Raw genomic sequence first — 25,566 nt, 5'->3', positions numbered from 1 at the left:
TTCCTGCAACGGCCGCCTTCGGGCGGCCGTTTGCATTTGGGGACGCGTCATCGCGCGCGTTCCATCATTCCCTCGACCATGACCGACGCCACGACACCTGCAACCACGCCGACCGTTCGACTCGATCAGTGGCTCTGGGCCGCGCGTTTTTTCCGGACGCGTTCGCTCGCCAAGCAGGCGATCGAAACGGGGCGTGTCGAGATCGACAGGCAGCGCGTGAAAGCGTCGCGCGCCGTGCGCACCGGCGATCGTCTCGGCGTGACGCGCGGTGACGAACGCTTCGATATCGACGTTGTCGCGCTCAGCAGCGAACGCGGATCGGCGCCGGTCGCGCAGGCGCTCTATGTGGAGACAGGCGAATCGAAGCAGCGTCGCGAACAGGCGCGCGCCGAACGTGCGGCGATGCGGGATGGTTACCGCGCCCCGGAGCAGCGCCCGGACAAGCGCGCACGACGTCTGATTCGTGCGTTGGGCGACATCGACGCGGTCTAGGCGATGCGCCGTGAGCGAACCGCATCGCTCGCGGCGAAACGTCATGGAGCGCAAATTTCGACCCGATCTCGACGCCTCGGGGACCCGTCGCGACGTCACCCGCCGTGTGGTGCCGCCGGATCCCGCAGCGATTTCAGATCCTCGGCCGCGGACTCCGCATCTCGGCCGTCTGCACGGGTAGCGGCCCGTTCCCGTCGACGCCGGTGAAATCGGCCAGGTCGACGTCACCGTCGTGATCCCGGTCGAGCAGTGACAGCAGCCCCGGGTGCGGCTCGGCGGTCGCGCGCAGCGCGTCGACTTCCTGCCCCAGTGCGGCCCGCAGGCCATCCGCGGACGGCTGTGGCGTGGTCGCGCCATCGGCTTCCTGCGGCGTGAACAACCGCCGTGACAGGTAGGCCATCACCACGGGCGCGAGCACGCGCAGCAGGGTCGACGCGCGATCGCTGTCGAGACCCGTGGCCTGCCCGACGGCATCGGCGGCGCCCGCGCGATGCTCGCCGAACAGATGGCCGAGGATGCCTGCGCCCGAGCCTCCGCCTGCGAGCGCCGTTCCCAGCGCGTTGGCGGGATCGACGCCGCGATGGTCGAAGTCGAGCGCCGACAGCAATGAATCGGCGCCGTCGGGCGCGCGCGTGTTGTGGTGCAGGGCGCCAAGAAGCACCGGAAGCGCGGTCGCCGCGGCCTGCAGCGCCCCCGCGGAGGTGAGACCGAGTCGGTCGCCGAGCTGGCGCGCCGGCGTGCCCCGGAGCTGATCGAGCAGGTCGTCGTAGAGGGGGCCATTCATGGGCGTGCTCCCGGGCAGAAGCCACGAGTCAGCCACGCGCGCCATGGATGTTCCGTGAGGATTTCGTCAGCTCCGCGTGTCGTCGCGAATTGCGGCGATCGCAGGCGCCTTGCACGCGGAGTGCGCATCTGTCGATGCATCGCAACACGGTCAGTGCGCGGAAGCGATGGGCGCATCGCTTGCCGTGCCGCGACCACGGCGAAACAATGCCGCCAAAGGGGAGGGGTCATGAGCCAGACGACGGACCACGCGCTCGAACGCATGGTGTTCTTTTCGGACGCCGTATTCGCCATTGCGATCACGCTGCTGGTGATCGAGGTGCACGTGCCCGAAGTCCCTCGCGCGGGGGGCGACCGCGCCTACTGGATCGCGCTCGCGCATCTCATCCCGAATCTGGTCGGCTACTTCGTGAGCTTTGGGGTCATCGGCGCGTTCTGGATGGGCCACCACCGTGCGTTCTCGCTGGCGTCGCACTATTCGCCGCGCGTGCTCGCGTGGAACCTGCTCCTGCTCGGCAGCGTCGCGTTCATGCCATTCCTGACCGCCTTCATGGCCGAGTACGCCGGTGCGCGTGTGCCGGCGTCGTTGTACTGGCTCTGGATGCTGGTGATGGCGCTGCTGAACCTGCGCGTCAACACGATCGCAGTCGGGCCGGAGATGCGTGCAGCGACGACGACCGACGAGGACGCGCGTTACATCCGCGCACGCGGCATCGCGACGATCGCTGCGTCGTTGTGCGCGCTCGCGCTGGCGCAGGTCGCGCCGTTCTTCGCGCCGCTGGCGATGATTACGCTGCCGCTGTGGCGCCGCATGCTGTATCGCCCGCGGCGCGCCGTTGCGGATGCCGCGGCCGCCTGAGGCCTACAACAGGGAACGCAGTCGATAGAGCGCCTCGAGCGCCTGCTTCGGCGTGAGATCGTCCGGATCGATGCCGGCGAGCGCGTCGATCGCCGCGGAGGAGGGCGCGAACAGCGCGCCCTGTTGCGGAGCATCGAGCGTCGATGCCGTCATCGGCGCGCGTGCGTCGTCCGGCCGCTGCTGCTCCAGCTCCGCGAGTCGCGCACGCGCCTGGGTGACGACGCTTCGCGGCAGGCCCGCCAGTGCAGCGACCTGCAGGCCGAAGCTTCGGTCTGCCGGCCCGTCCTTGACCGCGTGCATGAAGACGAGCTTGTCGCCGTGCTCCACCGCGTCGAGGTGGACGTTGGCAATCCCGCTGCCGGGTTCGGCAAGGCGCGTCAGTTCAAAGTAGTGCGTGGCGAACAGTGTGTAGGCGCGATTGCTCGCGGCCAGATGGCGCGCGCAGGCCTCGGCAAGCGCAAGGCCGTCATACGTCGACGTGCCGCGACCGATCTCGTCCATCAGCACCAGCGAGCGGTCGGTGGCGTGGTGGAGGATGTAGCTGGTCTCCGCCATTTCGACCATGAAGGTCGATTGCCCGCGCGCGAGGTCGTCGCCCGCGCCGATGCGCGTGAGGATGCGATCGATCGGACCGATCACTGCCTTCGACGCCGGCACGAAGCTGCCGATGTGCGCGAGCAGCACGATCAGGGCGTTCTGCCGCATGTAGGTCGACTTGCCGCCCATGTTCGGCCCGGTGATGACGAGCATGCGGCGACCGACGTGATCCGGCGCGCAGTCGAGGATCAGGTCGTTGGGCTCGAACGGCGCGTCGCGTACCGCTTCCACGACCGGATGCCGGCCGCGCTCGATGCGGATGCCCGGATGCTCGGCGAGCTCGGGTTGCACCCAGTCCAGCGCCTGCGCGCGTTCGGCGAACGTCGCGAGCACGTCGAGTTCCGACAACGCCGCGGCGCAACGCTTGAGGGGTTCGAGTTGCGCGTTTAGCGCGTCGAGCATCTGCTCGTACAGCAGGCGCTCGCGCGACAGCGACCGCTCGCGTGCCGACAGCACCTTGTCCTCGAACTGCTTGAGCTCCACGGTGATGTAGCGCTCGGCGCCGGTCAGCGTCTGGCGGCGCGTGTAGTGCGTCGGTGCGCGACCGGCCTGCGCCTTGCTGATCTCGATGTAGTAGCCGTGGACGCGGTTGTAGCCGACCTTCAGCGTCGGAATGCCCGTCGTCTCGCGCTCGCGGAGTTCCAGGTCGATGAGGAACTGGTCGGCATTCGTCGAGAGGCGGCGCAGCTCGTCGAGTTCCGCGTCGTAGCCTTCCGCGAACACGCCGCCGTCGCGTGCGAGTACGGGTGGCTGCGGGACGATCGCCTCGGCGAGGTGCGCGGCGATCGCATCGTGTTCGCCGAGCTCGTTGCGCAGCGCTTGCAGTCGCGGTGCGTCGAGTGGCGCGAGCAGGTCACGCAATGCGGGCGCCATCGCAAGGGCGTCGCGCAGCGTGGAAAGGTCCCGCGGCCGCGCGCTGCGCAACGCCACGCGCGCGAGAATGCGTTCGACATCGCCCACGGCGCGCAGCCGCTCGAACAGCGCGTCATCCGTGCGCGTGTCGATCAAGGTCGCGACCGCGTTGTGACGCAGCCGTAGCACGTCGCGATCACGCAGCGGGCGGTGCAGCCAGCGGCGCAGCAGTCGGCCGCCCATCGGCGTCACGGTCGAATCGAGAACGCCGAGCAACGTGTGCCGCGTGTCGCCATCGACGCGGGTGTCGAGTTCCAGATGACGGCGCGTCGCGGCGTTCATCGCGATCGCACCGTCACCGGATTCCAGCGCGATCGACGTCAGGTGCGGCAGGCGCTGCTTCTGCGTCTCCTCGACGTAGCCGAGTAACGCGGCCGCAGCGGCGATCGCGAGCGGGCGGTCGTCGATCCCGAAACCGCTGAGGTCGTGAAGATCGAAGAAGCGCAGCAGCTGGCGACGCCCGCTGTCGAGGTCGAACAGCCAAGGGGCGCGTCGGCGCAGGCCGGTGCGCGTGGCGACGCAGGCGGGCAGGGCATCTTCGTCCGGATACAGCACTTCGGCGGGATCGAGACGCGCGATCTCGGCCTCGAGCTGATCCTCGTTGCCGACTTCGTTGCAGAGGAAGCGGCCGGCGGCGAGATCCGCCCATGCGAGGCCCCAACCATTCTTTCCGCGCGCGACGGCGAGCAGCAGCGTGTCGCGACGCTGGTCCAGCAGCGCTTCGTCGGTGACGGTGCCCGGCGTGACGATGCGAACGACCTTGCGTTCGACGATGCCCTTGGCCAGCGCCGGGTCGCCGATCTGTTCGCAGATGGCGACGGATTCGCCGAGCGCGACCAGCCGCGCGAGGTAACCCTCGGCCGCGTGATGCGGAACGCCCGCCATCGGGATCGGCTGGCCGGCCGACTGGCCGCGCTGGGTCAGCGTGATGTCGAGCAGCCGCGCCGCCTTGCGGGCGTCGTCGTAGAACAGCTCGTAGAAGTCACCCATCCGGAAGAACAGCAGGACGTCCGGATGCTCCGCCTTGGCGGCGAAGAACTGGCGCATGAGCGGGGTGTGGGCGTCGGCGGAAGCGCCGTCGGCGCGGACGGAAGACACGGGCGGCAGGACGTTTCGCGAGGCAGGCGCAGGGCCGGCGGGGCGACAGTATGCCGCGCGGCCGCATCCATAATGGGCCGATGCACAGCCCCTCCGACGACGAACTGCGCCGCCTCGGGGAAACCCTCGCCACCGCGGCGATCGACCGCCGCCTCACCGTCGTGACCGCCGAGAGTTGCACCGGCGGCTGGATCGCCAAGACTCTGACGGATCTCGCCGGCTCGTCGGGCTGGTTCGACTGCGGGATGGTCGTCTACAGCTACGAAGCCAAGCAGGCGATGCTGGGCGTGAACCCGCACACGCTCGAGGAGCACGGGGCAGTCAGCCGGGAGACGGTGGTGGAGATGGTGTCCGGCGCGCTGGTGCACTCTGCGGCGACTCTGGCGGTCGCGGTCACCGGCATCGCGGGTCCTACGGGCGGGACGGCCGACAAGCCCGTCGGCACCGTCTGGATCGCCTGGAAGCGGCGCGGAGGCTACCCGCATGCGTCGGTGCATCACTTCGGGGGCGACCGCGAGGCGGTCCGCCGCCAGACCGTGGCGGCCGCGCTGGGCGGGCTGATCGAGCTCACCACCTGACGAACGGTCTTGCGGGTGGGCGTCGGGTTAGTAGTATTGCTACTAATGAACCTCACCGACACCCAGCAGGCGATCCTCGAAATGATCGCTGAGCGTATCGAGGCCGACGGCGTCCCGCCGTCGCAGACGGAGATCGCCCAGGTCTTCGGTTTCAGCAGCGTCCGGGCAGCCCAGTACCACCTGCAGGCGCTTGAGCAGGCGGGCGCGATCCGTCGCGTGCCGGGGCAGGCACGCGGCATCCGCCTTGTCGCCCCGCCGAACCGGCCGGCGGCGAACGCGTCCGACATGCTGCACCTGCCCGTGCTCGGCCAGGTCGCGGCTGGTCTTCCGATCGGCGCCGACATCGGCTCGGACGACATGATCCTGCTCGACAAGAACCTGTTCGCCCCGTCGCCCGACTACCTGCTGCGGGTGAAGGGCGATTCGATGCGCGACGAAGGCATCTTCGACGGCGACCTCATCGGCGTGCATCGTACGAACGAGGCGCGCTCCGGCCAGATCGTCGTCGCGCGCGTCGATGACGCAATCACGGTGAAGCTTCTGAAGGTCGCGAAGGACCGCATTCGACTGCTGCCGCGCAATCCGGACTTCGATCCGATTGAAGTGATGCCGGATCAGGACTTCGCGATCGAAGGCCTGTACTGCGGCCTCGTGCGTCCGAACCGGTGAGGCGTTCCATGAAGTTCGAAATCTACAGCTCGAATCCGATGCTCCAGGCGTTCCAGTGGCGCTGGCGGCTCGTCGCCGACAACGGCGAAATCATCGCGGACAGCTCCGAGGGCTATCTGAGCAAGTACGACTGCGAATACGCCATCGGCCTCGTCAAGGCGACCACGCCGACGACGCCGATCGTCGAAGCCTTCGGTTGATCGCGCGGCAAAATCCTACGGCCGTCGGGTGCGTCGTCCGATCGATCGCGCCGACCGCTCATCGCACATTTCACTTGCCGGATTCACCGTCTCAACGTGTGCGATGTCCGGCTCACACAGTCTTCCTACACCCATGAACACCAGGAACCCGGCAATGGATGAGAACAAGAAGCGCGCGCTCGCAGCCGCCCTCGGCCAGATCGAAAAGCAGTTCGGCAAGGGCTCGGTGATGCGCATGGGTGACCGTGCCGTTGAAGCGGTCGAGATCGTCGGCACGGGTTCCCTGATGCTCGACATCGCGCTTGGTATCGGCGGTCTGCCGCGCGGTCGCGTGGTGGAAATTTACGGCCCGGAATCGTCGGGTAAGACCACGCTGACGCTGCAGGCGATCGCGGAGTGCCAGAAGAAGGGCGGCACCGCAGCCTTCATCGACGCCGAGCATGCGCTCGATCCGATCTACGCCGCGAAACTCGGCGTCAATGTCGATGACCTGCTGCTGTCGCAGCCCGACACCGGTGAGCAGGCGCTCGAAATCGCCGACATGCTGGTGCGTTCGAATGCGGTCGACATGGTGGTCGTCGACTCGGTCGCCGCGCTTACGCCGAAGGCGGAAATCGAAGGCGAGATGGGCGACCAGCTGCCGGGTCTGCAGGCTCGCCTGATGTCGCAGGCGCTGCGCAAGCTGACCGGCAACATCAAGCGCTCGAACACGCTGGTGATCTTCATCAACCAGCTGCGTATGAAGATCGGCATCATGATGCCGGGCCAGAGTCCCGAAACCACCACGGGCGGCAACGCCCTGAAGTTCTACGCCTCGGTCCGCCTCGACATCCGCCGCATCGGTTCGATCAAGAAGGGCGACGAGATCATCGGTAACCAGACGCGCATCAAGGTCGTCAAGAACAAGCTCGCGCCTCCGTTCAAGCAGGTCGTCACCGAAATCCTGTACGGCGAAGGCATCTCGCGCGAGGGCGAGCTGATCGACATGGGCGTCGACGCCAAGCTCGTCGAGAAGTCGGGCGCGTGGTACAGCTGCGACGGTGAGCGCATCGGGCAGGGCAAGGAGAATGCCCGTCAGTTCCTCAAGGAGAACCCGGCCATGGCAGCTAAGCTCGAAGCGGCGCTCCGCGAGAAGTTCGTGCCGCAGGAGATCAACCCGGCCGAAGCCGAGGCGGACGCGTAATCGGCGGAAATGGCACGGCCACGACCTCCACGTGATCGCGATGCGGCCCCGGGTGATGAGCCCGGGGCCGACTCGTTTTCGCGCGACGGTGGGCGGCAGCCGCAAGGCATCGTTCGGCTGTCGGATCTGGTCGCAGGTATGGCGGTGGAGCCGCCTCGCCCAAGGGGAGGCGCTTCGGCAAGCGTGCGCGCAGGGGAGCGTGGGGAATCGATTGGCGACAGCGCGAACGAAGTCCGATGCGCTAGCAACGCGGCTGATATCCCGGCGACCCGGTCGGGTGCGCGCGGCCAAAAAACGATGTTGACGCGTCCGGAGGCTGAGCAAGCTCGACGGCAAGATACGCATGCGCGGCGTCACCCCGTCGCCGCGCCGTGCTGCGCACCTTCGGAGCAGCGCGGTGCCTCCGGCGCTTTCGATCCATCGATCGGCGAACCGCCATCGCTGTCCGATGACGGCCCTGGCTATGAAAGTCTCTTCGGTCCCGCGCGCGATTCCGCGCGCAAACCTCGCCGCGAACGCAAGCCGGCCACCGCGATGCAACGTGCTCTCGGCCTGCTTACGCGCCGCGAGCATTCGCGCAAGGAGCTGACCCGTAAGCTCGTATCCCGGGGTGTCGACGCTGCGGAAGTCGAGGCCGCCGTCGGCAAACTCGTCGACGCTGGTTGGCAGAACGACCGCCGCTTCGCCGAAAGCCTCGTTCGCAGCCGGGCGTCTAGTGGCTACGGCCCGCTGCACATCCGCGCCGAGCTCGGCACCCACGATCTGCCGGCTGAAGTCCGTCAAGCCGCGCTCGACGATTTCGACGGCGACTGGACCGAGCTCGCCCGGGACGTGGTTGCTCGGCGGTTCGCTCGCATCGAGGACACGCGCACCCGCGAGCGCAAGGCTGCGGACTTCCTGATCCGACGCGGCTTCCCGGGCGACGTCATTCGCGCTGCCGTCCGGTTCCCGACCGAAAACTGACCGGTCCATTCGCGTCCGCATAGGACGCCGCCCCGCCTGCTACTCTTCCGGGTTCTCCCAGCGCCTGTTGGCCGCCCTCTGGCGGCCGTCGGCTGCACGGCTTCCATATTCCGAACGCGGTTCCGCATGAAAACGACGTCCGAAATCCGCAGCGATTTCATCGAGTTCTTCCGCAGCAAGGGCCACACGATCGTCCCGTCGGCCCCGCTGGTTCCCGCCAACGACCCGACGCTGCTGTTCACCAACTCGGGCATGGTGCAGTTCAAGAACGTCTTCCTCGGCAGCGAAAAGCCGGGCTACGTGCGTGCGGCCGACGTGCAGCGCTGCTTGCGCGCGGGCGGCAAGCACAACGACCTCGACCAGGTCGGCTACACCGCGCGCCACCACACCTTCTTCGAGATGCTCGGCAACTGGTCGTTCGGCGACTACTTCAAGAAGGAAGCGATCGCCTGGGCGTGGGAATTGCTGACGAAGGTCTGGGGCCTGCCGCCGGAGCGCCTGCTCGTTACCGTCTACCAGACCGACGACGAGGCCTTCGACATCTGGCATCGCGACATCGGCCTGCCGCCGGAGCGCATCGTGCGTATCGGCGATAACAAGGGCGCGCCGTTCGCATCGGACAACTTCTGGCAGATGGCCGACACGGGCCCCTGCGGCCCGTGCACCGAGATCTTCTACGACCACGGTCCCGACGTTCCGGGCGGCCCCCCGGGCTCGCCGGATGAAGACGGCGATCGCTACATCGAGATCTGGAACAACGTTTTCATGCAGTTCGACCGCCAGCCCGACGGCACGCTGGTGCCGCTGCCGGCGCCGTGCGTCGACACCGGCATGGGCCTCGAGCGTATTGCCGCGGTCCTGCAGCACGTGCACAGCAACTACGAGATCGACCTGTTCGCGCGCCTCATCCGCGAAGCCGCGGCCGCGACGGGCACGACCGATCTCGAGAACAAGTCGCTGCGCGTGATCGCCGATCACATCCGTGCCTGCTCGTTCCTGATCGTCGATGGCGTGCTGCCGTCGAACGAAGGTCGCGGCTACGTGCTTCGCCGCATCATCCGCCGCGCACTGCGCCACGGCTGGAAGCTCGGCCAGAAGGGCCCGTTCTTCCACAAGCTCGTCGCGCCGCTGGCCGAGCTGATGGGCGACGCGTATCCGGAGCTGCCCGCCAAGCGCGAGCTCGTCGAGCGCGCGCTGCTCGGCGAGGAAGAGCGCTTTGCGGAAACGCTCGAGTCCGGCATGCGCATCTTCGATGACGTCGCGTCGCGATCGAAGGGGGTGATTCCGGGTGTCGAAGCGTTCCGTCTCTACGACACCTACGGCTTCCCGGTCGACCTCACTGCGGACATCGCGCGCGAGCGCGGCCTCAGCGTCGACATGGACGGCTTCGAAGCCGCGATGAGCCAGCAGCGCGACACCGCGCGCGCCGCCGGCAAGTTCGGCAACGCGACCACGCTGCCGGCGGAACTCGCCGCGCAGCTACCGGCGACGGAATTCCTTGGCTATGACAAGCTCGTCGACGGCGGCCTCGAAGTCGTCGCGATCCTCAAGGACGGTCGACCGGTCGATTCGATCGAAGCCGGCGACGAGGCCGTCGTCATCCTCGATCGCACGCCGTTCTACGCCGAGAGCGGCGGCCAGGTCGGTGATGCGGGCGAACTCGATGAGAAGGGCACGCGCTTCGTCGTGCGCGACACGCTGAAGTTCGCCGGGCAGTTCCACGGCCACGTCGGTGCACTGCAGTCGGGTCGTCTGTCGCGCGGCGATCACCTGATGGGTTCGGTCGACGGCGCGCGTCGTGCGTCGACGGTGCTCAATCATTCGGCCACCCACCTGCTGCATGCCGCACTGCGTCGCGTCCTCGGCGAGCACGTGCAGCAGAAGGGATCGCTCGTCGCGCCGGATCGCCTGCGTTTCGACTTCTCGCATTTCGAGCCGATCACGCCGGCGCAGCTCGCCGAGATCGAGCGTCAGGTCAACGCCGACATCCGCGCGAACCACGGCGTCGACGTGCACCACATGGGCATGCAGGAAGCGATCGACTTCGGTGCGCTCGCGCTGTTCGGCGAGAAGTACGGCGATCGCGTGCGTGTGCTGCGGATGGGTGAGGCGTCGACGGAGCTGTGCGGCGGCACGCACGTGTCGCGCACCGGCGACATCGGCATCTTCAAGATTCTTTCGGAAGGCGGCGTCTCCGCTGGCGTGCGCCGCATCGAGGCGGTGACGGGGCAGGGTGCGCTCGACTACGTGGCGTCCGAGCTGCAGCGTCTCGACGAGGCAGCGCGGCTGGTCGGTGCGCCGCGCGCCGAAGTCGCCGACAAGCTGCGTTCGCTACTCGACCGCCAGCGCCGCCTCGAACGCGAGCTGGAGTCGCTCAAGGCGAAGGCTGCGTCGGGCGCGACGGCGGACCTCGCGGGTACGGCGATCGATGTCGACGGCATCAAGGTCGTCACGGCCCGTCTGGAAGGCTTCGACGCCAAGTCGCTGCGCGACGCCGTCGATCGCCTCAAGCAACAGCTGGTCGATGCCGTTGTTGTTCTTGCGGGCGTGCAGGACGGCAAAGCATCGCTCGTCGCGGGCGTCGGTGGCCGCGCGCTAGGTCCGGTGAAGGCGGGCGACCTGCTCGGGCTGGTGGCGCGGCAGATCAACGGCAAGGGCGGCGGTCGACCGGACATGGCGCAGGGCGGCGGTGACGATGGCCCCGCACTGGAGTCCGCCCTGGCAGGGGTCGCCGGTCTGGTGAAGGAACGTAGCGCCGCTGCAGGAGTGTGAACGGCTTCCTTGCGGCATGAAATGGCCGCTCGCTAACATGGCGGGCGTTTGTGTCCAAATATTGTGCGTGGCAGAGGCTGCGCGCCCGGCGGAGATGCCGGATCAAGGAGGTCGTAATGCTCATCCTGACGCGTCGCGTCGGCGAAACCCTGATGATCGGCGACTCGGTGTCCGTCACCGTGCTCGGCGTGAAGGGGAATCAGGTGCGAATCGGTATCACTGCACCGAAGGACGTCGCGGTTCACCGCGAAGAGATTTATCAGCGCATCCAGCGTGGCGGCGACGCGCGCGACGAAGCGAACGACGGCACGGAAGGCTGACGATTGCCGCAATGCGGTCGGGGCGTTAACATCCCCGGCTCGCAGCGACTGTTGCGAGCATTACCCGGAGACGTGCCCGAGAGGCCGAAGGGGCTCCCCTGCTAAGGGAGTATGGGGTCAAAAGCTCCATCGAGGGTTCGAATCCCTCCGTCTCCGCCAGTTGTACCGCCGCGCATGCGGCAACGATCGCAGGAAACATCGGCGATCGACTTCGAAAAATCGTTGACGAGCAATCGATCGAACGTCATAATTTTTCGACTACGCGCCCGTAGCTCAGCTGGATAGAGCACCAGGCTACGAACTTGGGGGTCGGAGGTTCGAATCCTTCCGGGCGCGCCATACAAGCTAAGAGACCGACAGGAAACTGTCGGTCTTTTTGTTTGTGCGTTTGGTGTGCAGCCGAGTGCGCGTGGCCGCGTGACGTGAGTGATGCGTATCGGTCGATCGAGCGAGGCATCGCTCCATGGACAGCCGCGCTATGCGTCGGGGAGTAGCGCGTCGACGACCGCCTCCGGCGTCTTCATCCATGCGAAATGATCGTCGTGCGTGCCGAGCGCATGGGCGTCGAGCTGCGTGATGGCGACTGACGACGGACGCATTTTGCCGACCAGATAGTCCAGCGACGATCGAGGCGCGAGCCAGTCGCGCGCGAACAGCACGCCATGCAATGGTGACGTGACGCGTACGAGCCGCGGCTCGATGTCGCCGACATGCGGTGCACGGTAGTGGCCCGTAAGCCCGGTGCGCGACCAGTCGTGGATCACGCCGCGCGCTTCGTTGCCGCCGAATCCGATCCGGCGACCGGGCAGGGCGCCGAACATGCGCGCCAGAGCGTTCAGCAGTCGATACGCCCAGGGCAAGCCGAAGCGCAGCGGCCGCGGAAACACGCGCCAGAAGGGCGAACCGCTCGCGACCAGCCACAGCGCATCCGCGGGCTCTTCGGCGAGCGCCTGCGTGCAACTCGCGAGTTGGCCGCCGAGGCTGTGGCCGCCGAGCACGTGCACGCGACCGAACGACGCGCGAGCAGACGCGAGCGTCGCCGGCACGTCCAGCATGAGCAGTTCGCGGTAGGCCCAATCCGACGACCGCGACGCCCGCAGCGAGCTGCTCCCGAAGCCGCGCCATTCGTGCACCACGACGGCCATGCCGCGCGCCGCAAGCGCACGCGCGAATGGTTCGTAGCTGCGCGCAGGAACGCCGAGCGCCGGCAACCAGACAATGCATCGGTCCACATTCGTACCGGCCACGACCAGCGCTTCCCAGCGGTGCCCGTCCGCCGCGACCACCGGCGTCCAGCGCGCTTCTACCGTCATCGCGCGGCGCCGAAGTGATCGATCACGGTGATGTCGCTGCGTCCCGGGCGATAGCCGAATGCGAGGCCGCGATGCACGTAATCGGCAGCGCGTGCGCACGCGACCGCGAGCGAGTGTCCGAGCGCGAGGCCGGCCGCGATCGCCGACGCCAGCGTGCAACCGGTGCCGTGCGCACGCACGTCGAGACGCGAATGCTCGAAGCGTTCGATGCGACCGCCCGGCATCGCGAGCGTGTCCACCACTGGCCCGTTCCCGCGCAGATGCCCGCCCTTGAGCAGCACGCCACGTGCGCCGCGGGCGATGAGTCGTTGCGCGGCGTCGAGTGCGTCGTCGGTATCGATGATGTGGCGCGCGAGCAGCACTTCGGCTTCGGGCACGTTCGGGGTGATCACGGCCGCGATGGGCAGCAGACGATCGAGCAGCGCGCCGACCGCGTCGGGTTCGAGCAGCGAGGCGCCCGAGGTCGCGACCATCACCGGGTCGAGCACGATCGGCACGGGATGCTGACGTTCGAGCGCGTCCGCGACGGCGTGGATGACGTCCGCACTCGCGAGCATGCCGAGCTTGACGGCCGCGATGTCGAAATCGGAGAAGCAGGCATCGATCTGCTCGGCGATGAACGCTGGATCGGTGACCGCGACACCCGTGACACCGCGCGTGTTCTGCGCGGTGAGTGCCGCGATCGCGCTCAGGCCGTGCACTCGATGCGCGGCGAACGTCTTGAGATCGGCCTGGATGCCGGCGCCGCCGCCGGAGTCCGATCCGGCGATCGTCAGGACCGAGACCGTCACAGCACGTCGGAGGCGAAGTCGGCGAGGCGCGAACGCTCACCGCGACGCAGGGTGATGTGCGCGCTGTGCGGCCACTCCTTGAAGCGATCGACCACGTAGGTCAGACCGGACGTCGTCTCGGTGAGGTAGGGCGTGTCGATCTGCTCGAGGTTGCCGAGGCAGACGATCTTGGTGCCCGGGCCGGCGCGGGTGATCAGCGTCTTCATCTGCTTGGGCGTGAGATTCTGGGCCTCGTCGAGGATCACGTAGCGCGACAGGAACGTGCGGCCGCGCATGAAGTTCATCGAGCGAATCTTGATGCGCGACGCGAGCAGGTCGTTCGTCGCCGCACGGCCCCAGCTGCCGCCTTCCTGGTTGCTCGTCAGCACTTCGAGGTTGTCGGTAAGCGCGCCCATCCACGGCGTCATCTTTTCTTCTTCGGTGCCTGGCAGGAAGCCGATGTCCTCGCCGACACTCACCGTCGCGCGAGTCATGATGATTTCGCGGTAGATCTGCTGGTCCATCGTCTGCGCAAGGCCTGCCGCAAGCGCGAGCAGCGTCTTGCCGGTGCCGGCGGTGCCGAGCAGGGAGACGAAATCGATCTCGGGATTCATCAGCGCATTGAGCGCGAAGTTCTGCTCCCGGTTGCGTGCGTGAATGCCCCAGACAGCATGCTGCGGCGTGCGGAAGTCGTCGACGATCTGCAGACGCACGCGTTGTTCGTCGACGTCGACGACGCGCAGCTCCGCGTCCTCGTCACCCGGCAGATGCAGGAACTGGTTCCCGTACCAGTCGTCCCCTTCGACACGCGCGACTTCGTAGTACGTACGGCCACGCTCGGTCCACGAACGCATGCCCTTGCCGTGCCGCGACCAGAAGTCCTCGGGCAGAGGGGTCACGCCGGTGTAGAGCAGGTCGAGGTCCGACAGCGCGCGGTCGTTCTCGTAGTCCTCCGACATCAGACCAGCGATCGCGGCCTTGATGCGGAGGTTGATGTCCTTCGAGATCAGCACGACCTGCGTGCCGGGCTCGCGGCTCTGCAGCGTTTCGACTGCGCCGAGGATGGCGTTGTCGGGGATCACCGCGCCGAAGCGCGGCGCGATCTCGTCGGGCTGGGTCTGGAAGCGCAGACGGCCGATGCTCTGCGCGCCGCGCAGGTTGAGGCCTTCGGGCTGGATCAGCGGGATGCCCGCCGTCAGCGCCTCGTGCCCGTGCGACTGGATTAGCTCGTTGAGGTAGCGGCTCGCCTGGCGGGCATTACGGCTGGCTTCGGAGGTGCCCTTCTTGCCCCGGTCCAACTCCTCGATGACGGTCATCGGGAGGTAGACGTCGTGCTCCTCGAACCTGAACAACGCGGTCGGGTCGTGCATCAGGACGTTGGTGTCCAGCACGTAGATCCGCTTGCCTGCCGTCATCTGCCGCTCCGTGATGCGCGCGGGTCGCGCGCGGACGGCTCCACCTTAGCGCCGCGCAGGTGACGGTTGGAAGCGGGTCAGGCGACCTGGAGCTCGCGGAGCTTCGCCAGCACGGCGTCGGCGTGCCCTGGGACCTTCACCGGTCGCCAGACGTGGGCCACGCGACCCTTCGGATCGATCAGGAACGTGCTGCGCTCGATGCCCACGTAGTCGCGGCCGTAAAGCTTCTTGGGCTTGATGACGTCGAAGGCGTCGCAGATCGCACTGTCGGCATCGCTGGCGAGGTCGAAACGAAACCCCTGCTTGGCGCAGAAGTTCTTGTGCGACTTCACGGAGTCGCGCGAAACGCCGATGACCGTGGCATCGGCGCGCTTGAACTGGTCGAGCAGCGAATTGAAGTCGATGCCTTCGGTTGTACAGCCGGGCGTGCTGTCCTTCGGATAGAAGTAGAGCACCAGCCAGTGGCCGCGGTAGTCCGACAATTTGCGCGTGATGTCACTCGACAGCGCGAGCGGGAGATCCGGAACGGTGTCGCCGATGTCGATCGCCATGTCGCGCCTCAGAACTTCATCGGGTCCATGATCGCGTCGAGGTTCAGGTGATCGCAGAACTCGAGGAAGTCATCGCGCAGGGCGGCGATGTGCATGCTGGACGGCACGCCGATGGTGAGCTGCGCCGAGAACATGTCCGCGCCGGTCTGCATGGCGCGATAGCGCGAGCAGTGCAGCGTCTCGATGGTGATGCCCTGGCGGTCGAAGAAGTCGGCGAGCTGGAACAGGATGCCCGGCTTGTCGGCGGCGACGACCTCGACCACGTACGGCAACAGGTTCGACTGCACCGGCTTGGAGCCCGTGCGGTACCACACCAGCTTCAGGCCTTCCTCGCGCTCCAGGCGGGTGAGCATCGCTTCGAGCTTGGCGACCGCGTCCCACGAGCCCACGGCGAGCGCGGTAACGGAGACGTCGCGACCCACCGTCGAAAGGCGTGCGTCGACCATGTTGCAACCGCTGTCGGCGATCCGCCGCGTGACCATGAGCAACGGCGATGCCGGATGCGTCGTGTACGCATTGATCAGCAGGTAGTTTTCGTTCGGCGACGGCCGGGCGGCGGTGTCGGTCAAGGCGGTCGCCTGCGTTCGAGGGGGGAGGCCCGGCGGAAACGCCGGCTGAAGGCCGCGATCCGCGGGTCCGACAGGATACTTGCCGCCGGTTTTTCGCCGCAAGTAACATCCGGGGCGCGCATACTGCGCGTCCCCACCGACTTTTCCGCGTTCCGCGGAGGCTCTCCTTGCGACTGAGCGGCAGCATCACCGCGCTGGCCACGCCCTTCGACGCGTCCGGCGAACTCGATCTCGACGCCTGGCAGCGGCTGCTGCGCATGCAGCTGGACGCCGGCACCCAGGCGGTCGTCGTGGCCGGCTCGACCGGCGAGGCCGCGGCCCTGCTGGACCCCGAGTACGACCTTTTGCTGCGTACTGCGGTGGAGGCGGTCGGCGGCCGAATCCCGGTCATCGCCGGCACCGGCCTGTCGAACACGCTCAAAACCATCGAGCTGACCCGCCGCGCGGCCGCGCTCGGCGCGGACATGGCGCTGGTGGTGACGCCGCCTTACGTGCGTCCGACGCAGGCCGGCCTGGTCGCGCACTACCGTGCACTCGCCAACGATGCCGCGCTGCCGGTGATCCTCTACAACGTCCCGGGCCGCACTGGCTGCGACATGCTGCCGGAGACGGTCGCCGAGCTGGCCGGCCATCCGCGCATCGTCGGCATCAAGGAAGCCAAGAGCGAGCCCGAGCGCATGACGGCCTTGCTCGCACTGCGCGATGACGGCTTCGCCGTGCTGAGCGGCGACGACCCGACCGCCGCGCGCGCCATGCTGCAAGGCGCCGACGGTGTCATTTCCGTCGTGTCGAACGTCGTGCCGGGTATGTTCCGCCGTCTGTGCGATGCCGCGCGCTCGCGCGATGCGCGCACGAACGAGATCGATGCGCAGCTCGTCGACCTCTACGATTTCATCGGCGTGGAGCCGAACCCGATTCCGGTGAAGGCGATCCTCTCGCGCCTCGGCATCGGCCATGGCCTGCGCCTGCCGCTGACGGATCTGTCCGCGACCCATGCCGATGCCGCGACGCGATTCGCCGGTGTCGTCCAGCAGCTCGAAACCGCCTGCCGCGACGCCGTCGCGGCCTGAACCCGGAGCCTTCATGTCCAAGCTGTCCCCTCTTGCCCGCACGTCGCTGCTGGCCGTCGTGATCGTCGCCACCGCCTCGGGCTGCAGCTGGTTCCATCGCGGCGGCAACAAGCTCTACGCCGGCCCCGCCGAATCGCGCCCGCTGGAAGTGCCGCCGGATCTCGACGCCTCGGCCACCACACCGAACGCAACGAGCGCGACGGCATCGGGCACGCAGCAGGCCGCGGCCCAGTCGTCGGCGCTGGGCTTCACCGTGCAGGGCGGCAAGGACGACGTGTACGCACGCGTCGGCACCGCGCTCGGTGGCATTACCGGCCTGACGATCGCCAATCGCGCGCCGCTCATCGGTGCGTACGACGTCGACTACAGCGGTTCGAATTTCCTCGTGCGCGTTGCGGCGGGCGAGAACGGCACGACGTACGTGTCGGCGGTCGATCCGCGCGGTCTGCCCGCCACGGGCGAAGCCGCGCGTCGCCTGATCGATGCACTGAAGACCGCACTCGCGCGCTGATCCCGAACGCCGGATACAAAAACGGGCGCCTTCGGGCGCCCGTTTCCGTTTCGCGAGGATGCTTCGATCAGCGTTCGAGCATCGGCAGCTTGTTCGGCACGCCTTCCCAGTCCTTGGCGTCCGGCAGCCCGTCCTTGCGTGCGGTGATCGCCGGCCACGCCTTCGACAGCTCCGCGTTGAGCGCAGTGAAATGTTCCTGTCCGGCCGGCACGTCGTCTTCCGGATAGATCGCGTTGATGGGGCACTCGGGCTCGCACAGCGTGCAGTCGATGCATTCGTCCGGATCGATCACGAGGAAGTTCGGCCCTTCACGGAAACAATCGACCGGACACACTTCGACGCAGTCGGTGTATTTGCACTTGATGCAGTTCTCGGTGACGACGAAGGGCATGGTGATGGCTTCCAGGGAACGCGGCCGATCTTACGCCGCCTGAAACGAAACAACCCGTGCATCGCTGCACGGGTTGCCGGTATTGCCTGTCGCAATGATCACGCTGCGCCGGGCCGTGTATGGCGCTCCCTACGGGATTCGAACCCGTGTTTTAGCCTTGAGAGGGCCACGTCCTAGGCCTCTAGACGAAGGGAGCAAGAGGAATACGCCGGAAGCTCCGTCCAGCGCGGCTGGTAGTATAGGCGGGCTCACTGTCCTGCGGCAATGGGCGCTACCTCCACTTCGCGGCGCCGCCCGCTGATGACCGACGATTTCCACGCCGCCTCCTTGACGATCATTCCGCGCGATTCGCACAATGTTTCGCGTCGCGACATCAGCCCCAATGCGCTGCGTGTGCTGTACCGGCTGCGCGAGGCGGGCTTTGGTGCGTACCTTGTCGGCGGCGCCGTGCGCGATGCGCTCGTCGGGGGGCATCCGAAGGATTTCGACATCGCTACCGATGCGACGCCGGAGCAGGTGCGCGGTCTCTTCCGCAACTGCCGCCTGATCGGTCGTCGCTTCCGTCTTGCGCATGTCGTGTTCGGTCGCGAGATCATCGAAGTCGCCACGTTCCGCGCCAACCAGCCGGTCGATGAAGACGTCGAAGCGCACGAAGTCGAGCAGGTCGTGCGCGACAACATCTTCGGCACGATCGAGGAAGACGCGGTGCGTCGCGACTTCACCGCGAACGCGCTGTACTACTCGATCGAGGACTTCTCGATTCGCGACTATGTCGGCGGCTTCCAGGACGTGCAGGCGCGCGTGCTCAGGCTGATCGGTGATCCCGAGCGTCGCTATCGCGAGGATCCGGTGCGCATGCTGCGCGCCGTGCGTCTGTCGGCGAAGCTCGATTTCACGATCGACGCCGCCACCGCCGAGCCGATTCCCCGCCTCGCATCGCTGCTCCGCGAAGCCGCACCGGCGCGCCTGTTCGAGGAGTGCCTGAAGCTGTTCCTGTCCGGCCATGCCGTGCAGAGTTTCCTCGGCCTCGAAACGCACGAGCTGCTGCCGGTGCTGTTCCCCGAAGCCGCCGCGGCGCTACGTTCGAACCGCAGCGGCGCGCTGCGTCGCATGGTGCTGAAGGGTCTGGCCGATACCGATGCGCGCGTCGCTGCCGACGAGCCGGTGTCGCCGGCGTTCCTGTTCGCGCTGCTGATGTGGCCCGCGTACTGCCGTGCACTCGCGCGTCTGCAGGCAGACGGCGTGAATGCACCCGAAGCGCAGCAGCGCGCTGCCGACCGCGTGACGCTGCACCAGATGGACGTCATCGCGTTGCCGCGCCGCTTCTCGCTGCCGATGCAGGAGATCTGGCTGCTGCAGACGCGCTTCTCGCAGCGCCAGCGCCGTCGCGTGTTCCGCCTGCTGTCGCATCCGCGCTTCCGCGCGGCGTACGACTTTCTCGTCCTGCGGCTCACCGCGTCGGACGAGCATCGCGGTGACGTCGAGTTCTGGCGCGAAGCGCAACATCATCCCGACGCTGCCGTGGACAGCGCCGAAGCCGTTGCGCCCGAAGCGGAGACGGGCGATCGGCCCCGTCGCCGCCGTCGCCGTCGTCGCGCGACCGGCGGCGCGGAGTGAACACGCCGGTCGAGGCCTACATCGGCCTCGGCGCAAACATCGGTGATGCCGCGGCCGCCGTCGAACGTGCGTTCGATCGCCTCGACCAGCAGGCCGGCATCCGCGTCATCGCGCGCTCCAGCCTCTACCGCACGCCCGCCTGGGGCGTGACCGAGCAGCCGGACTTCATCAATGCGGTCGCGGAGATCGCCACCACGCTGGGGCCGCTGCCGCTGCTCGAGGCGCTGCTTGCGGTCGAGCGCGAGGCGGGCCGCGACCGCCGCGCCGGCGAGCGCTGGGGGCCGCGCGTTCTCGACCTCGACGTGCTGCTGTACGGCGACGCGATCATCGAAGAGCCGGGCCTGCGCGTCCCGCATCCGCATCTTCACGAACGGGCGTTCGTGCTGGTGCCGCTGGCCGAGGTCGCACCATCGAAGCACGTCCCGGGCCACGGGCCGGTCGTAGCGTTGCGCGAACGCGTGGCGAGCGGCGACATCCAAGCGCTACGCTAGGCCCATGTACGCAAACGCCGCCGGCGACACGACGTCGCCCGTCACCCTCCCGCAGCTGCTGCAGGCGCGTCATGAAGGCCGTCGGCTGACGATGCTCACCTGTTACGACGCCGGCTTCGCACGCGCGATCGACGCCGCGGGCGTCGACACGGTGCTGGTCGGCGACTCGCTGGGCATGGTGGTGCAGGGCCGGCGCAGCACGATCCCGGTGTCGGTGCGCGCGATCGAATATCACGTCGGCTGTGTCGCTCGCGGGCTGCGTCGCGCGTTCCTGATCGCGGACATGCCGTTCCAATCGGACGCGACCAGGGAAGCTGCGCTCGACGCCGCCACGCGTTTCCTCCAAGCGGGCGCATCGATGGTCAAGATCGAAGGTGCGGGCTTCAAGCTCGATGTCATCCGTCACCTCGTCGAGCGCGAGATTCCCGTGTGTGCGCATCTGGGGCTGACGCCGCAGTCGGTGCTGCGCCTGGGCGGTTACAAGGTGCAGGGGCGCGACGACGAGGCCGCGGGGCGCCTGCTGGCCGACGCGCAGGCGGTCGAGGCTGCAGGTGCGACCATGCTGGTGCTCGAGTGTGTGCCGAGTGCGCTCGCCGCGCGTATCACCGCCGCCGTTTCTATTCCCACCATCGGCATCGGCGCAGGTCCAGACTGCACGGGGCAAGTGCTGGTAATGCACGACATGCTGGGCCTGCGTCACGGTCGCTCGCCGCGCTTCGTCAAGGATTTCCTCGCGACGGGGGGCAGCATTTCCGGCGCGTTCGAAGCCTACGTGCGTGAAGTGCGCGAGGGAACGTTCCCCGCGCCCGAGCACGGCTACGCCTGAGCCATGACGACGGTGATCGACGACCTCGCGCAGCTGCGCGAAACGGTGCGCGGCTGGTCGCGCGCGGGCGAACGCGTGGCGTTCGTGCCGACGATGGGCAACCTGCACGCGGGTCATTTCTCTCTGGTGCGACTGGCGCGTGAGTACGCGGATCGCGTCGTCGCCAGCGTGTTCGTGAATCCCACGCAGTTCGGCCCCAACGAAGACTTCGCGCGTTATCCGCGCACGCCGGAGCAGGACGTCGCCGGCTTGCGCGGTGCGGGCTGCGACGTGCTGTGGATGCCGAACGTCGAGACCATGTATCCCTTCGGCGCCGACAGGGCGGTGCAGGTGCGCGTGCCCGGCGTCACCGACGTGCTGGAAGGCGCGCATCGTCCCGGTCATTTTGATGGTGTTGCGACAGTCGTCGCGCGCCTGTTCCTGCAGGTGCAGCCGGACGTCGCCGTGTTCGGTCGCAAGGACTACCAGCAGCTCGCCGTTATCCGCTACCTCGCGCGCGAGATGTCGTTCCCGGTCGCGATCGTCGCGGCGCCGACGGTGCGCGAACCCGATGGCTTGGCGATGAGTTCGCGCAACCAGTACCTGTCGGCGGACGAGCGGCCGCGAGCGGCCGAGATCCATCGCGTGCTGACGTCGATGCGCGATGCGATCGTCGCCGGTGCAGAACGTGGCACGGTGGAAGCCGATGCGGCCACACGCCTGGCCGAAGCCGGTTTCGACGTCGATTACGCCGTCGTTCGCCGCCAGGACCTGCTCGAGCCGTCCGATGGCGACAGCGCGCTGGTGGCGCTGATCGCGGCCCGGCTCGGCCGCACCCGGCTGATCGACAACCTCGAGTTCGACCGCCCGGCATCCGCCGCCTGAACGGCCTCATGTTGCAGCGCGCCATGCGCTGCTAGACTTTGATTTTCCAAGCCCCGCGGCCCGCGGGACGAGCTCGTCGCCATGCTCCTGAACATGCTCAAGGCCAAGATCCACCGCGCCACCGTCACCCATGCGGAGCTGCACTACGAAGGCTCCTGCGCGATCGACGGTCGCCTGCTCGACATCTCGGGCATCCGCGAGTACGAGCAGATCCACATCTGGAACGTGAACCAGGGCACGCGCTTCGTGACCTACGCGATCCGTGCGGAAGAGGGCAGCGGCACGATTTCCGTCAACGGCGCCGCCGCGCACCTCGCGCAGCCGGGTGACCTCGTCATCATCGCCGCCTACGGCCAGTGCGACGAAGCGGAAGCCGCGAAGTTCAAGCCGATGTGCGTCTACGTCGACCGCGACAACCGCCTGACGCACACCAATCAGTCGATTCCCGCGCAGGCCGCGTAACGCATGACCGGCGCCCACCGCCTCAGCCCGTTGCGCGCCGAGGCGGCGCGCGTGACTCAGACCCCGCTCCGCGATCTAGTCGCCGACGACCCCGATCGCGCACGCGACCTCGTACTGCGTGTCGGTCCCATGCACGCCAGCTTTGCCCGCCAGCGCTACGACCGCGCGGCGCTCGACACGCTGTTCCGCCTTGGCGAGTCGTTCGACTTCGACGGCCGCCTGCAGGCGCTGTTCGAAGGCGAGTTGGTCAATGTCACCGAACGTCGCCCGGCGCTGCACACGGCGCTGCGCAGCGACCTCGTCGATTCGCAGGTCGCACGCGTCTCGCACGGCATGGCGCGCGAGGCCCGCGAGGCGATGCGTGCGGTGGTGGACGCCATCGTCGCGTCGGGCGTGACGGACGTCGTGAGCGTCGGCATCGGCGGCTCCGATCTCGGCCCGCGGCTCGCGGTGGATGCGCTGACGCGTGCGGGCGACGCACGCATCCGCGTGCACTTCCTGTCCAACGTCGACGGTCACGCCGCGCACCGTGTGCTCGCGGGACTCGACCCCTCACGGACCGCGGCGCTCCTGATTTCGAAGACCTTCGGTACGCAGGAGACGCTGCTCAACGGCGGCGTGCTGCGCGGCTGGCTCGGCGACGATTCGCGCGTCTACGCGATTACGGCCAACATCGCGCGTGCCGCCGAATTCGGTATTCCGGAAACGCGCATCCTGCCGATGTGGGACTGGGTCGGCGGCCGCTATTCCATGTGGTCGGCGGTGGGCCTGCCCATCGCGATCGCCATCGGCATGGACGGCTTCGAAGCCTTGCTCGACGGCGCGGCGGAGATGGACGCCCACGTCCTGCGCGAGCCGGTGCGTCGCAATCTGGCGGCGTGGCATGCGCTGACGGCGGTGTGGAACCGCAACGCGCTGGATCTCGCCAGCCAGGCGGTGCTGCCCTACGACGAACGCCTGCGCCTGCTGCCCAACTACCTCCAGCAACTGGTGATGGAGAGCCTCGGCAAGTCGGTGCACATCGACGGTTCGCCGGTGGAAGTCGACACCGTGCCGGTGTGGTGGGGCGGTCCGGGGACCGATACGCAGCACAGCTTCTTCCAGGCCCTGCATCAGGGCACCTCGACGGTGCCTTGCGATTTCGTCGGCGTTATCCGAGCTGACGCGCCGTACCGCGACAACCACGACGCACTGCTGTCGAATCTGCTCGCGCAGAGCGAAGCGTTCGCGAACGGTCAGGACAGCGATGACCCGCATCGCCAGTATCCGGGCGGTCGTCCGAACACGATGCTGCTGCTGGATGCGCTGACGCCGCGCGCACTCGGCGCGCTGATCGCGATGTACGAGCACAGCGTCTACCTGCAGTCGGTGGTGTGGGGCGTCAACGCGTTCGACCAGTTCGGGGTCGAGCTGGGCAAGCAGATCGCCAACACGTTGCTGCCGGCGGTGCGCGGCGAGACCGAGGCGGATGATGCGGTGACACGCGCGTTGATCGAGGAGATCGGGCGACAGCGTTGAGCGAGGGCGACATGGCTACACGCCGTGCCGTCAGACCCTCGAATCGCGATTCGCGATCGGGCCTGGGTTTCAACGCTTCTTGGCGCGCGTCGCGGTCGCTGTGCGGGCTGGTGTCGCCGCGTGTTTGCCCGTCGTCTTCGTGGCGGTCTTCGCCGCGGCCTTCTTCGCGATAGGGGAAGCGCTCTTCTTTGCAGCGCGCGGAGCTTGGCCTGCGGTTCTTGATGTCGACTTCTTGACCGCGCCCGTGTTCTTCTTGGCTATCGTCTTCTTTGCCGCAGCTGTCTTCTTCGCTCGCGGCGCGCCTTTGGCCCGCGGCACCGGAAGCTCCGCTGCGGTCGCATCGAGCAGCTTTCGCAGCCAGTCGCCGTCATCCCAGCCATCCGGCGGAAGCCGCAGGTAGTCCTTGGCACCGGGGTAGGGCGGTCCGAAATCGAGCACGCCCGCCGCTGTCATCGACGCGCGGCCTGCCGACGTGTCCTTGATGAACAGCACGTCGTCACAGACGAACGCGACCGGCGCGCCTTCGCGATAGAGGCAGTACTCGCCGAACATGCGTCGCGTGCTGTATGACGCGCCGCGCGTGCCGAGCTGGTCGAGGAGAAATTCAACAGTGCCGGGATCGGTGGCCATGACAGGTCCTTGTGCGTGACGGCATGTAGGGGATGCGCTCAGTTCGTCGCTGGCGCTGCGCCGTGGCGAGCGAGCGCCCACTCGATGCTTTCGCGGACGACCGCGTCCTCGATACTGCGGCGCGATTCGAGCGCAGCGATCACCTCGGGCGTCGACGGCGCATTGCCCAGCGCGATCGCGATGTTGCGCAGCCAGCGCGAATGTCCGCTCCGGCGGATCGCGGTGCCCTCGGTGCGTCGCAGGAATTCGTCTTCCGCCCACGCGAAGAGTTCGGGCAGCGTCGCCGTGTCCAGACCGTTGCGTGCGCGGAAATCCGGCTCGTCGGTGCGTTTCGCGAACTTGTTCCATGGACACACGAGCTGGCAGTCGTCGCAGCCGAAGATGCGGTTGCCCATCAATGGACGAAGCTCGGGATCGATGGGGCCTTCGTGCTCGATCGTGAGATACGAGATGCACCGGCGCGCATCGAGCCGGTTCGCGCCGATGATCGCCTGCGTCGGGCAGACATCAATGCAGCGTGTGCAGGTGCCGCAGTGCGCGGTCGCCGGCGGATCGACGGGCAGCGGGATGTCGACGTAGATCTCGCCGAGGAAGAACCACGAACCACCATTCCGATCGATCAGGCACGTGTGCTTGCCGATCCAGCCGAGTCCCGCATTGCGGGCGAGCGCGCGCTCGAGCACGGGCGCCGAGTCGACGAAAACGCGATGACCGAACGGTCCGATTTCGTCTGCGATCCGGTCGGCGAGTTTCTGCAGGCGACCGCGCATGAGCTTGTGATAGTCCCGGCCCAGCGCGTAGCGCGCGACATAGGCGCGTTCGCCGTCGTCGAGTGTCGCCCAGGCTTCCTCGTCGTCGCGGCGCCCGTAGTCGAGGCCGACGCTGATCACGCGCAGCGTGCCCGGCAGCAACTCGGCGGGACGCGCGCGCTTGACCCCATGGCGCGCCATCCAGTCCATGGTTCCGTGCAGGCCGCGGTCGAGCCAGTCGGCGAGGAAGGCCTCGTCCTCGGCCAGTTCGATGCCGCTGATGCCGCACCGCTGGAAGCCCATCTCGCGCGCGAGTTCGCGCACCCGCGCCGCGACCGCGGCGAGGTCGACGGGCGCGTCGGACACCGCGGCGAGGCTCATGGGCCAAGTATA

26 protein-coding genes, 3 tRNA genes and 1 pseudogene are annotated in these 25,566 nt (G+C 67.6%); 19 read left to right on the top strand and 11 right to left on the bottom strand.

Annotation, left to right across the window (positions count from 1 at the left end):
- The first annotated feature begins 78 nt into the window (after nt 1–78).
- The gene (locus tag DWG18_RS06575) at nt 79–492 is read left to right on the top strand and encodes an RNA-binding S4 domain-containing protein (protein ID WP_115646463.1); all 414 of its coding nucleotides are present in this window, start codon (nt 79–81) and stop codon (nt 490–492) included.
- A 133-nt stretch (nt 493–625) separates the two neighbouring features.
- Here the strand turns inward: DWG18_RS06575 and DWG18_RS06570 are convergent, their stop codons facing one another.
- Nucleotides 626–1,276, bottom strand: coding sequence for a DUF937 domain-containing protein (locus DWG18_RS06570; RefSeq protein WP_162823737.1), 651 nt, complete (start codon nt 1,274–1,276; stop codon nt 626–628).
- A gap of 228 nt (nt 1,277–1,504) precedes the next feature.
- On the opposite strand from DWG18_RS06570, the gene DWG18_RS06565 reads away from it, so the two are divergent.
- A complete protein-coding gene (locus tag DWG18_RS06565; protein ID WP_115646461.1) occupies nt 1,505–2,134 on the top strand; it encodes a TMEM175 family protein in 630 nt (209 codons plus the stop codon).
- Nucleotides 2,135–2,137: 3 nt separating this feature from the next.
- On the opposite strand, the gene mutS is transcribed toward DWG18_RS06565, so the two are convergent.
- Nucleotides 2,138–4,690 carry a DNA mismatch repair protein MutS gene (gene mutS / locus DWG18_RS06560; RefSeq protein ID WP_115646459.1) on the bottom strand — a complete coding sequence of 851 codons (2,553 nt, stop codon included), beginning with the start codon at nt 4,688–4,690 and terminating at the stop codon, nt 2,138–2,140.
- Nucleotides 4,691–4,821: 131 nt separating this feature from the next.
- On the opposite strand from mutS, the gene DWG18_RS06555 reads away from it, so the two are divergent.
- The 9 genes from DWG18_RS06555 to DWG18_RS06515 all read left to right on the top strand — a co-directional run bounded on the left by DWG18_RS06555 (nt 4,822) and on the right by DWG18_RS06515 (nt 11,765).
- The gene (locus DWG18_RS06555) at nt 4,822–5,319 is read left to right on the top strand and encodes a CinA family protein (RefSeq protein ID WP_115646457.1); all 498 of its coding nucleotides are present in this window, start codon (nt 4,822–4,824) and stop codon (nt 5,317–5,319) included.
- A 45-nt stretch (nt 5,320–5,364) separates the two neighbouring features.
- Nucleotides 5,365–5,988, top strand: a complete 624-nt coding sequence (gene lexA, locus DWG18_RS06550; RefSeq protein ID WP_115646455.1) for a transcriptional repressor LexA — start codon at nt 5,365–5,367, stop codon at nt 5,986–5,988.
- Nucleotides 5,989–5,996: 8 nt separating this feature from the next.
- A complete protein-coding gene (locus tag DWG18_RS06545; RefSeq protein WP_115646453.1) occupies nt 5,997–6,188 on the top strand; it encodes a DUF1508 domain-containing protein in 192 nt (63 codons plus the stop codon).
- Between the two features lie 154 nt (nt 6,189–6,342).
- Nucleotides 6,343–7,371, top strand: coding sequence for a recombinase RecA (gene recA, locus DWG18_RS06540; RefSeq protein ID WP_115646452.1), 1,029 nt, complete (start codon nt 6,343–6,345; stop codon nt 7,369–7,371).
- A 534-nt stretch (nt 7,372–7,905) separates the two neighbouring features.
- Complete coding sequence (locus DWG18_RS06535) at nt 7,906–8,334, top strand: regulatory protein RecX (protein WP_115648073.1); 429 nt, start codon at nt 7,906–7,908, stop codon at nt 8,332–8,334.
- Nucleotides 8,335–8,460: 126 nt separating this feature from the next.
- Complete coding sequence (gene alaS, locus DWG18_RS06530) at nt 8,461–11,106, top strand: alanine--tRNA ligase (protein WP_115646450.1); 2,646 nt, start codon at nt 8,461–8,463, stop codon at nt 11,104–11,106.
- A gap of 116 nt (nt 11,107–11,222) precedes the next feature.
- A complete protein-coding gene (gene csrA, locus DWG18_RS06525; protein ID WP_115646448.1) occupies nt 11,223–11,426 on the top strand; it encodes a carbon storage regulator CsrA in 204 nt (67 codons plus the stop codon).
- 66 nt (nt 11,427–11,492) lie between these two features.
- Nucleotides 11,493–11,585 (top strand) — tRNA-Ser (locus DWG18_RS06520).
- Nucleotides 11,586–11,688: 103 nt separating this feature from the next.
- Nucleotides 11,689–11,765 (top strand) — tRNA-Arg (locus tag DWG18_RS06515).
- Nucleotides 11,766–11,902: 137 nt separating this feature from the next.
- Here the strand turns inward: DWG18_RS06515 and DWG18_RS06510 are convergent.
- From DWG18_RS06510 to DWG18_RS06490, 5 genes are all read right to left on the bottom strand, one after another.
- Nucleotides 11,903–12,739 (bottom strand): alpha/beta fold hydrolase, encoded by an 837-nt coding sequence (locus tag DWG18_RS06510; RefSeq protein WP_115646446.1) that lies wholly within the window; start codon nt 12,737–12,739, stop codon nt 11,903–11,905.
- Nucleotides 12,736–13,530 carry a bifunctional hydroxymethylpyrimidine kinase/phosphomethylpyrimidine kinase gene (thiD, locus tag DWG18_RS06505; protein WP_115646444.1) on the bottom strand — a complete coding sequence of 265 codons (795 nt, stop codon included), beginning with the start codon at nt 13,528–13,530 and terminating at the stop codon, nt 12,736–12,738. Before thiD ends, DWG18_RS06510 begins: the two co-directional genes overlap by 4 nt.
- A complete protein-coding gene (locus DWG18_RS06500) occupies nt 13,527–14,924 on the bottom strand; it encodes a PhoH family protein (protein ID WP_115646442.1) in 1,398 nt (465 codons plus the stop codon). Before DWG18_RS06500 ends, thiD begins: the two co-directional genes overlap by 4 nt.
- Nucleotides 14,925–15,001: 77 nt before the next feature.
- Complete coding sequence (locus DWG18_RS06495; RefSeq protein WP_115646440.1) at nt 15,002–15,475, bottom strand: peroxiredoxin; 474 nt, start codon at nt 15,473–15,475, stop codon at nt 15,002–15,004.
- Between the two features lie 8 nt (nt 15,476–15,483).
- Entirely contained in the window at nt 15,484–16,044 is a 561-nt protein-coding gene (locus DWG18_RS06490) for a glycine cleavage system protein R (RefSeq protein ID WP_115646438.1), read from the bottom strand.
- Nucleotides 16,045–16,211: 167 nt separating this feature from the next.
- Here DWG18_RS06490 and dapA point away from each other — a divergent pair, with 167 nt between their 5' ends.
- Both dapA and DWG18_RS06480 read left to right on the top strand, forming a co-directional pair.
- The gene (dapA, locus tag DWG18_RS06485; RefSeq protein WP_115646436.1) at nt 16,212–17,114 is read left to right on the top strand and encodes a 4-hydroxy-tetrahydrodipicolinate synthase; all 903 of its coding nucleotides are present in this window, start codon (nt 16,212–16,214) and stop codon (nt 17,112–17,114) included.
- A 13-nt stretch (nt 17,115–17,127) separates the two neighbouring features.
- The gene (locus tag DWG18_RS06480) at nt 17,128–17,625 is read left to right on the top strand and encodes a hypothetical protein (RefSeq protein WP_115646434.1); all 498 of its coding nucleotides are present in this window, start codon (nt 17,128–17,130) and stop codon (nt 17,623–17,625) included.
- Nucleotides 17,626–17,692: 67 nt separating this feature from the next.
- On the opposite strand, the gene fdxA is transcribed toward DWG18_RS06480, so the two are convergent.
- Both fdxA and DWG18_RS06470 read right to left on the bottom strand, forming a co-directional pair.
- Nucleotides 17,693–18,016, bottom strand: a complete 324-nt coding sequence (fdxA, locus tag DWG18_RS06475; RefSeq protein WP_115646432.1) for a ferredoxin FdxA — start codon at nt 18,014–18,016, stop codon at nt 17,693–17,695.
- A gap of 120 nt (nt 18,017–18,136) precedes the next feature.
- A tRNA-Glu gene (locus DWG18_RS06470) sits at nt 18,137–18,212 on the bottom strand.
- Between the two features lie 128 nt (nt 18,213–18,340).
- Here DWG18_RS06470 and pcnB point away from each other — a divergent pair.
- The 6 genes and pseudogenes from pcnB to pgi form a co-directional block, all read left to right on the top strand.
- Nucleotides 18,341–19,633, top strand: a pseudogene (gene pcnB, locus DWG18_RS06465) (polynucleotide adenylyltransferase PcnB); the annotation flags it as partial.
- Nucleotides 19,630–20,124: a 2-amino-4-hydroxy-6-hydroxymethyldihydropteridine diphosphokinase gene (gene folK, locus DWG18_RS06460; RefSeq protein ID WP_115646429.1), complete on the top strand. Its 495-nt coding sequence runs from the start codon at nt 19,630–19,632 to the stop codon at nt 20,122–20,124. The pseudogene pcnB and the gene folK, both read left to right, overlap by 4 nt.
- A gap of 4 nt (nt 20,125–20,128) precedes the next feature.
- A complete protein-coding gene (gene panB / locus DWG18_RS06455) occupies nt 20,129–20,950 on the top strand; it encodes a 3-methyl-2-oxobutanoate hydroxymethyltransferase (RefSeq protein ID WP_115646427.1) in 822 nt (273 codons plus the stop codon).
- 3 nt (nt 20,951–20,953) lie between these two features.
- A complete protein-coding gene (gene panC, locus DWG18_RS06450; RefSeq protein WP_115646426.1) occupies nt 20,954–21,814 on the top strand; it encodes a pantoate--beta-alanine ligase in 861 nt (286 codons plus the stop codon).
- Between the two features lie 81 nt (nt 21,815–21,895).
- Nucleotides 21,896–22,276: an aspartate 1-decarboxylase gene (gene panD / locus DWG18_RS06445; protein ID WP_027082941.1), complete on the top strand. Its 381-nt coding sequence runs from the start codon at nt 21,896–21,898 to the stop codon at nt 22,274–22,276.
- A 3-nt stretch (nt 22,277–22,279) separates the two neighbouring features.
- Nucleotides 22,280–23,794, top strand: a complete 1,515-nt coding sequence (pgi, locus tag DWG18_RS06440; RefSeq protein ID WP_115646424.1) for a glucose-6-phosphate isomerase — start codon at nt 22,280–22,282, stop codon at nt 23,792–23,794.
- 69 nt (nt 23,795–23,863) lie between these two features.
- On the opposite strand, the gene DWG18_RS06435 is transcribed toward pgi, so the two are convergent.
- Together DWG18_RS06435 and queG are read right to left on the bottom strand one after the other, a co-directional pair.
- Nucleotides 23,864–24,424 (bottom strand): TfoX/Sxy family protein, encoded by a 561-nt coding sequence (locus DWG18_RS06435; RefSeq protein ID WP_115646422.1) that lies wholly within the window; start codon nt 24,422–24,424, stop codon nt 23,864–23,866.
- A 38-nt stretch (nt 24,425–24,462) separates the two neighbouring features.
- Nucleotides 24,463–25,554 carry a tRNA epoxyqueuosine(34) reductase QueG gene (queG, locus tag DWG18_RS06430; protein ID WP_115646420.1) on the bottom strand — a complete coding sequence of 364 codons (1,092 nt, stop codon included), beginning with the start codon at nt 25,552–25,554 and terminating at the stop codon, nt 24,463–24,465.
- Nucleotides 25,555–25,566 lie beyond the last annotated feature (12 nt).

The organism is Lysobacter sp. TY2-98 (assembly GCF_003367355.1).
Lineage (GTDB): Bacteria > Pseudomonadota > Gammaproteobacteria > Xanthomonadales > Xanthomonadaceae > Cognatilysobacter.
The sequence above is the reverse complement of the archived record's forward strand: the minus strand, read 5'-3'. Positions and strand labels throughout refer to the sequence as shown.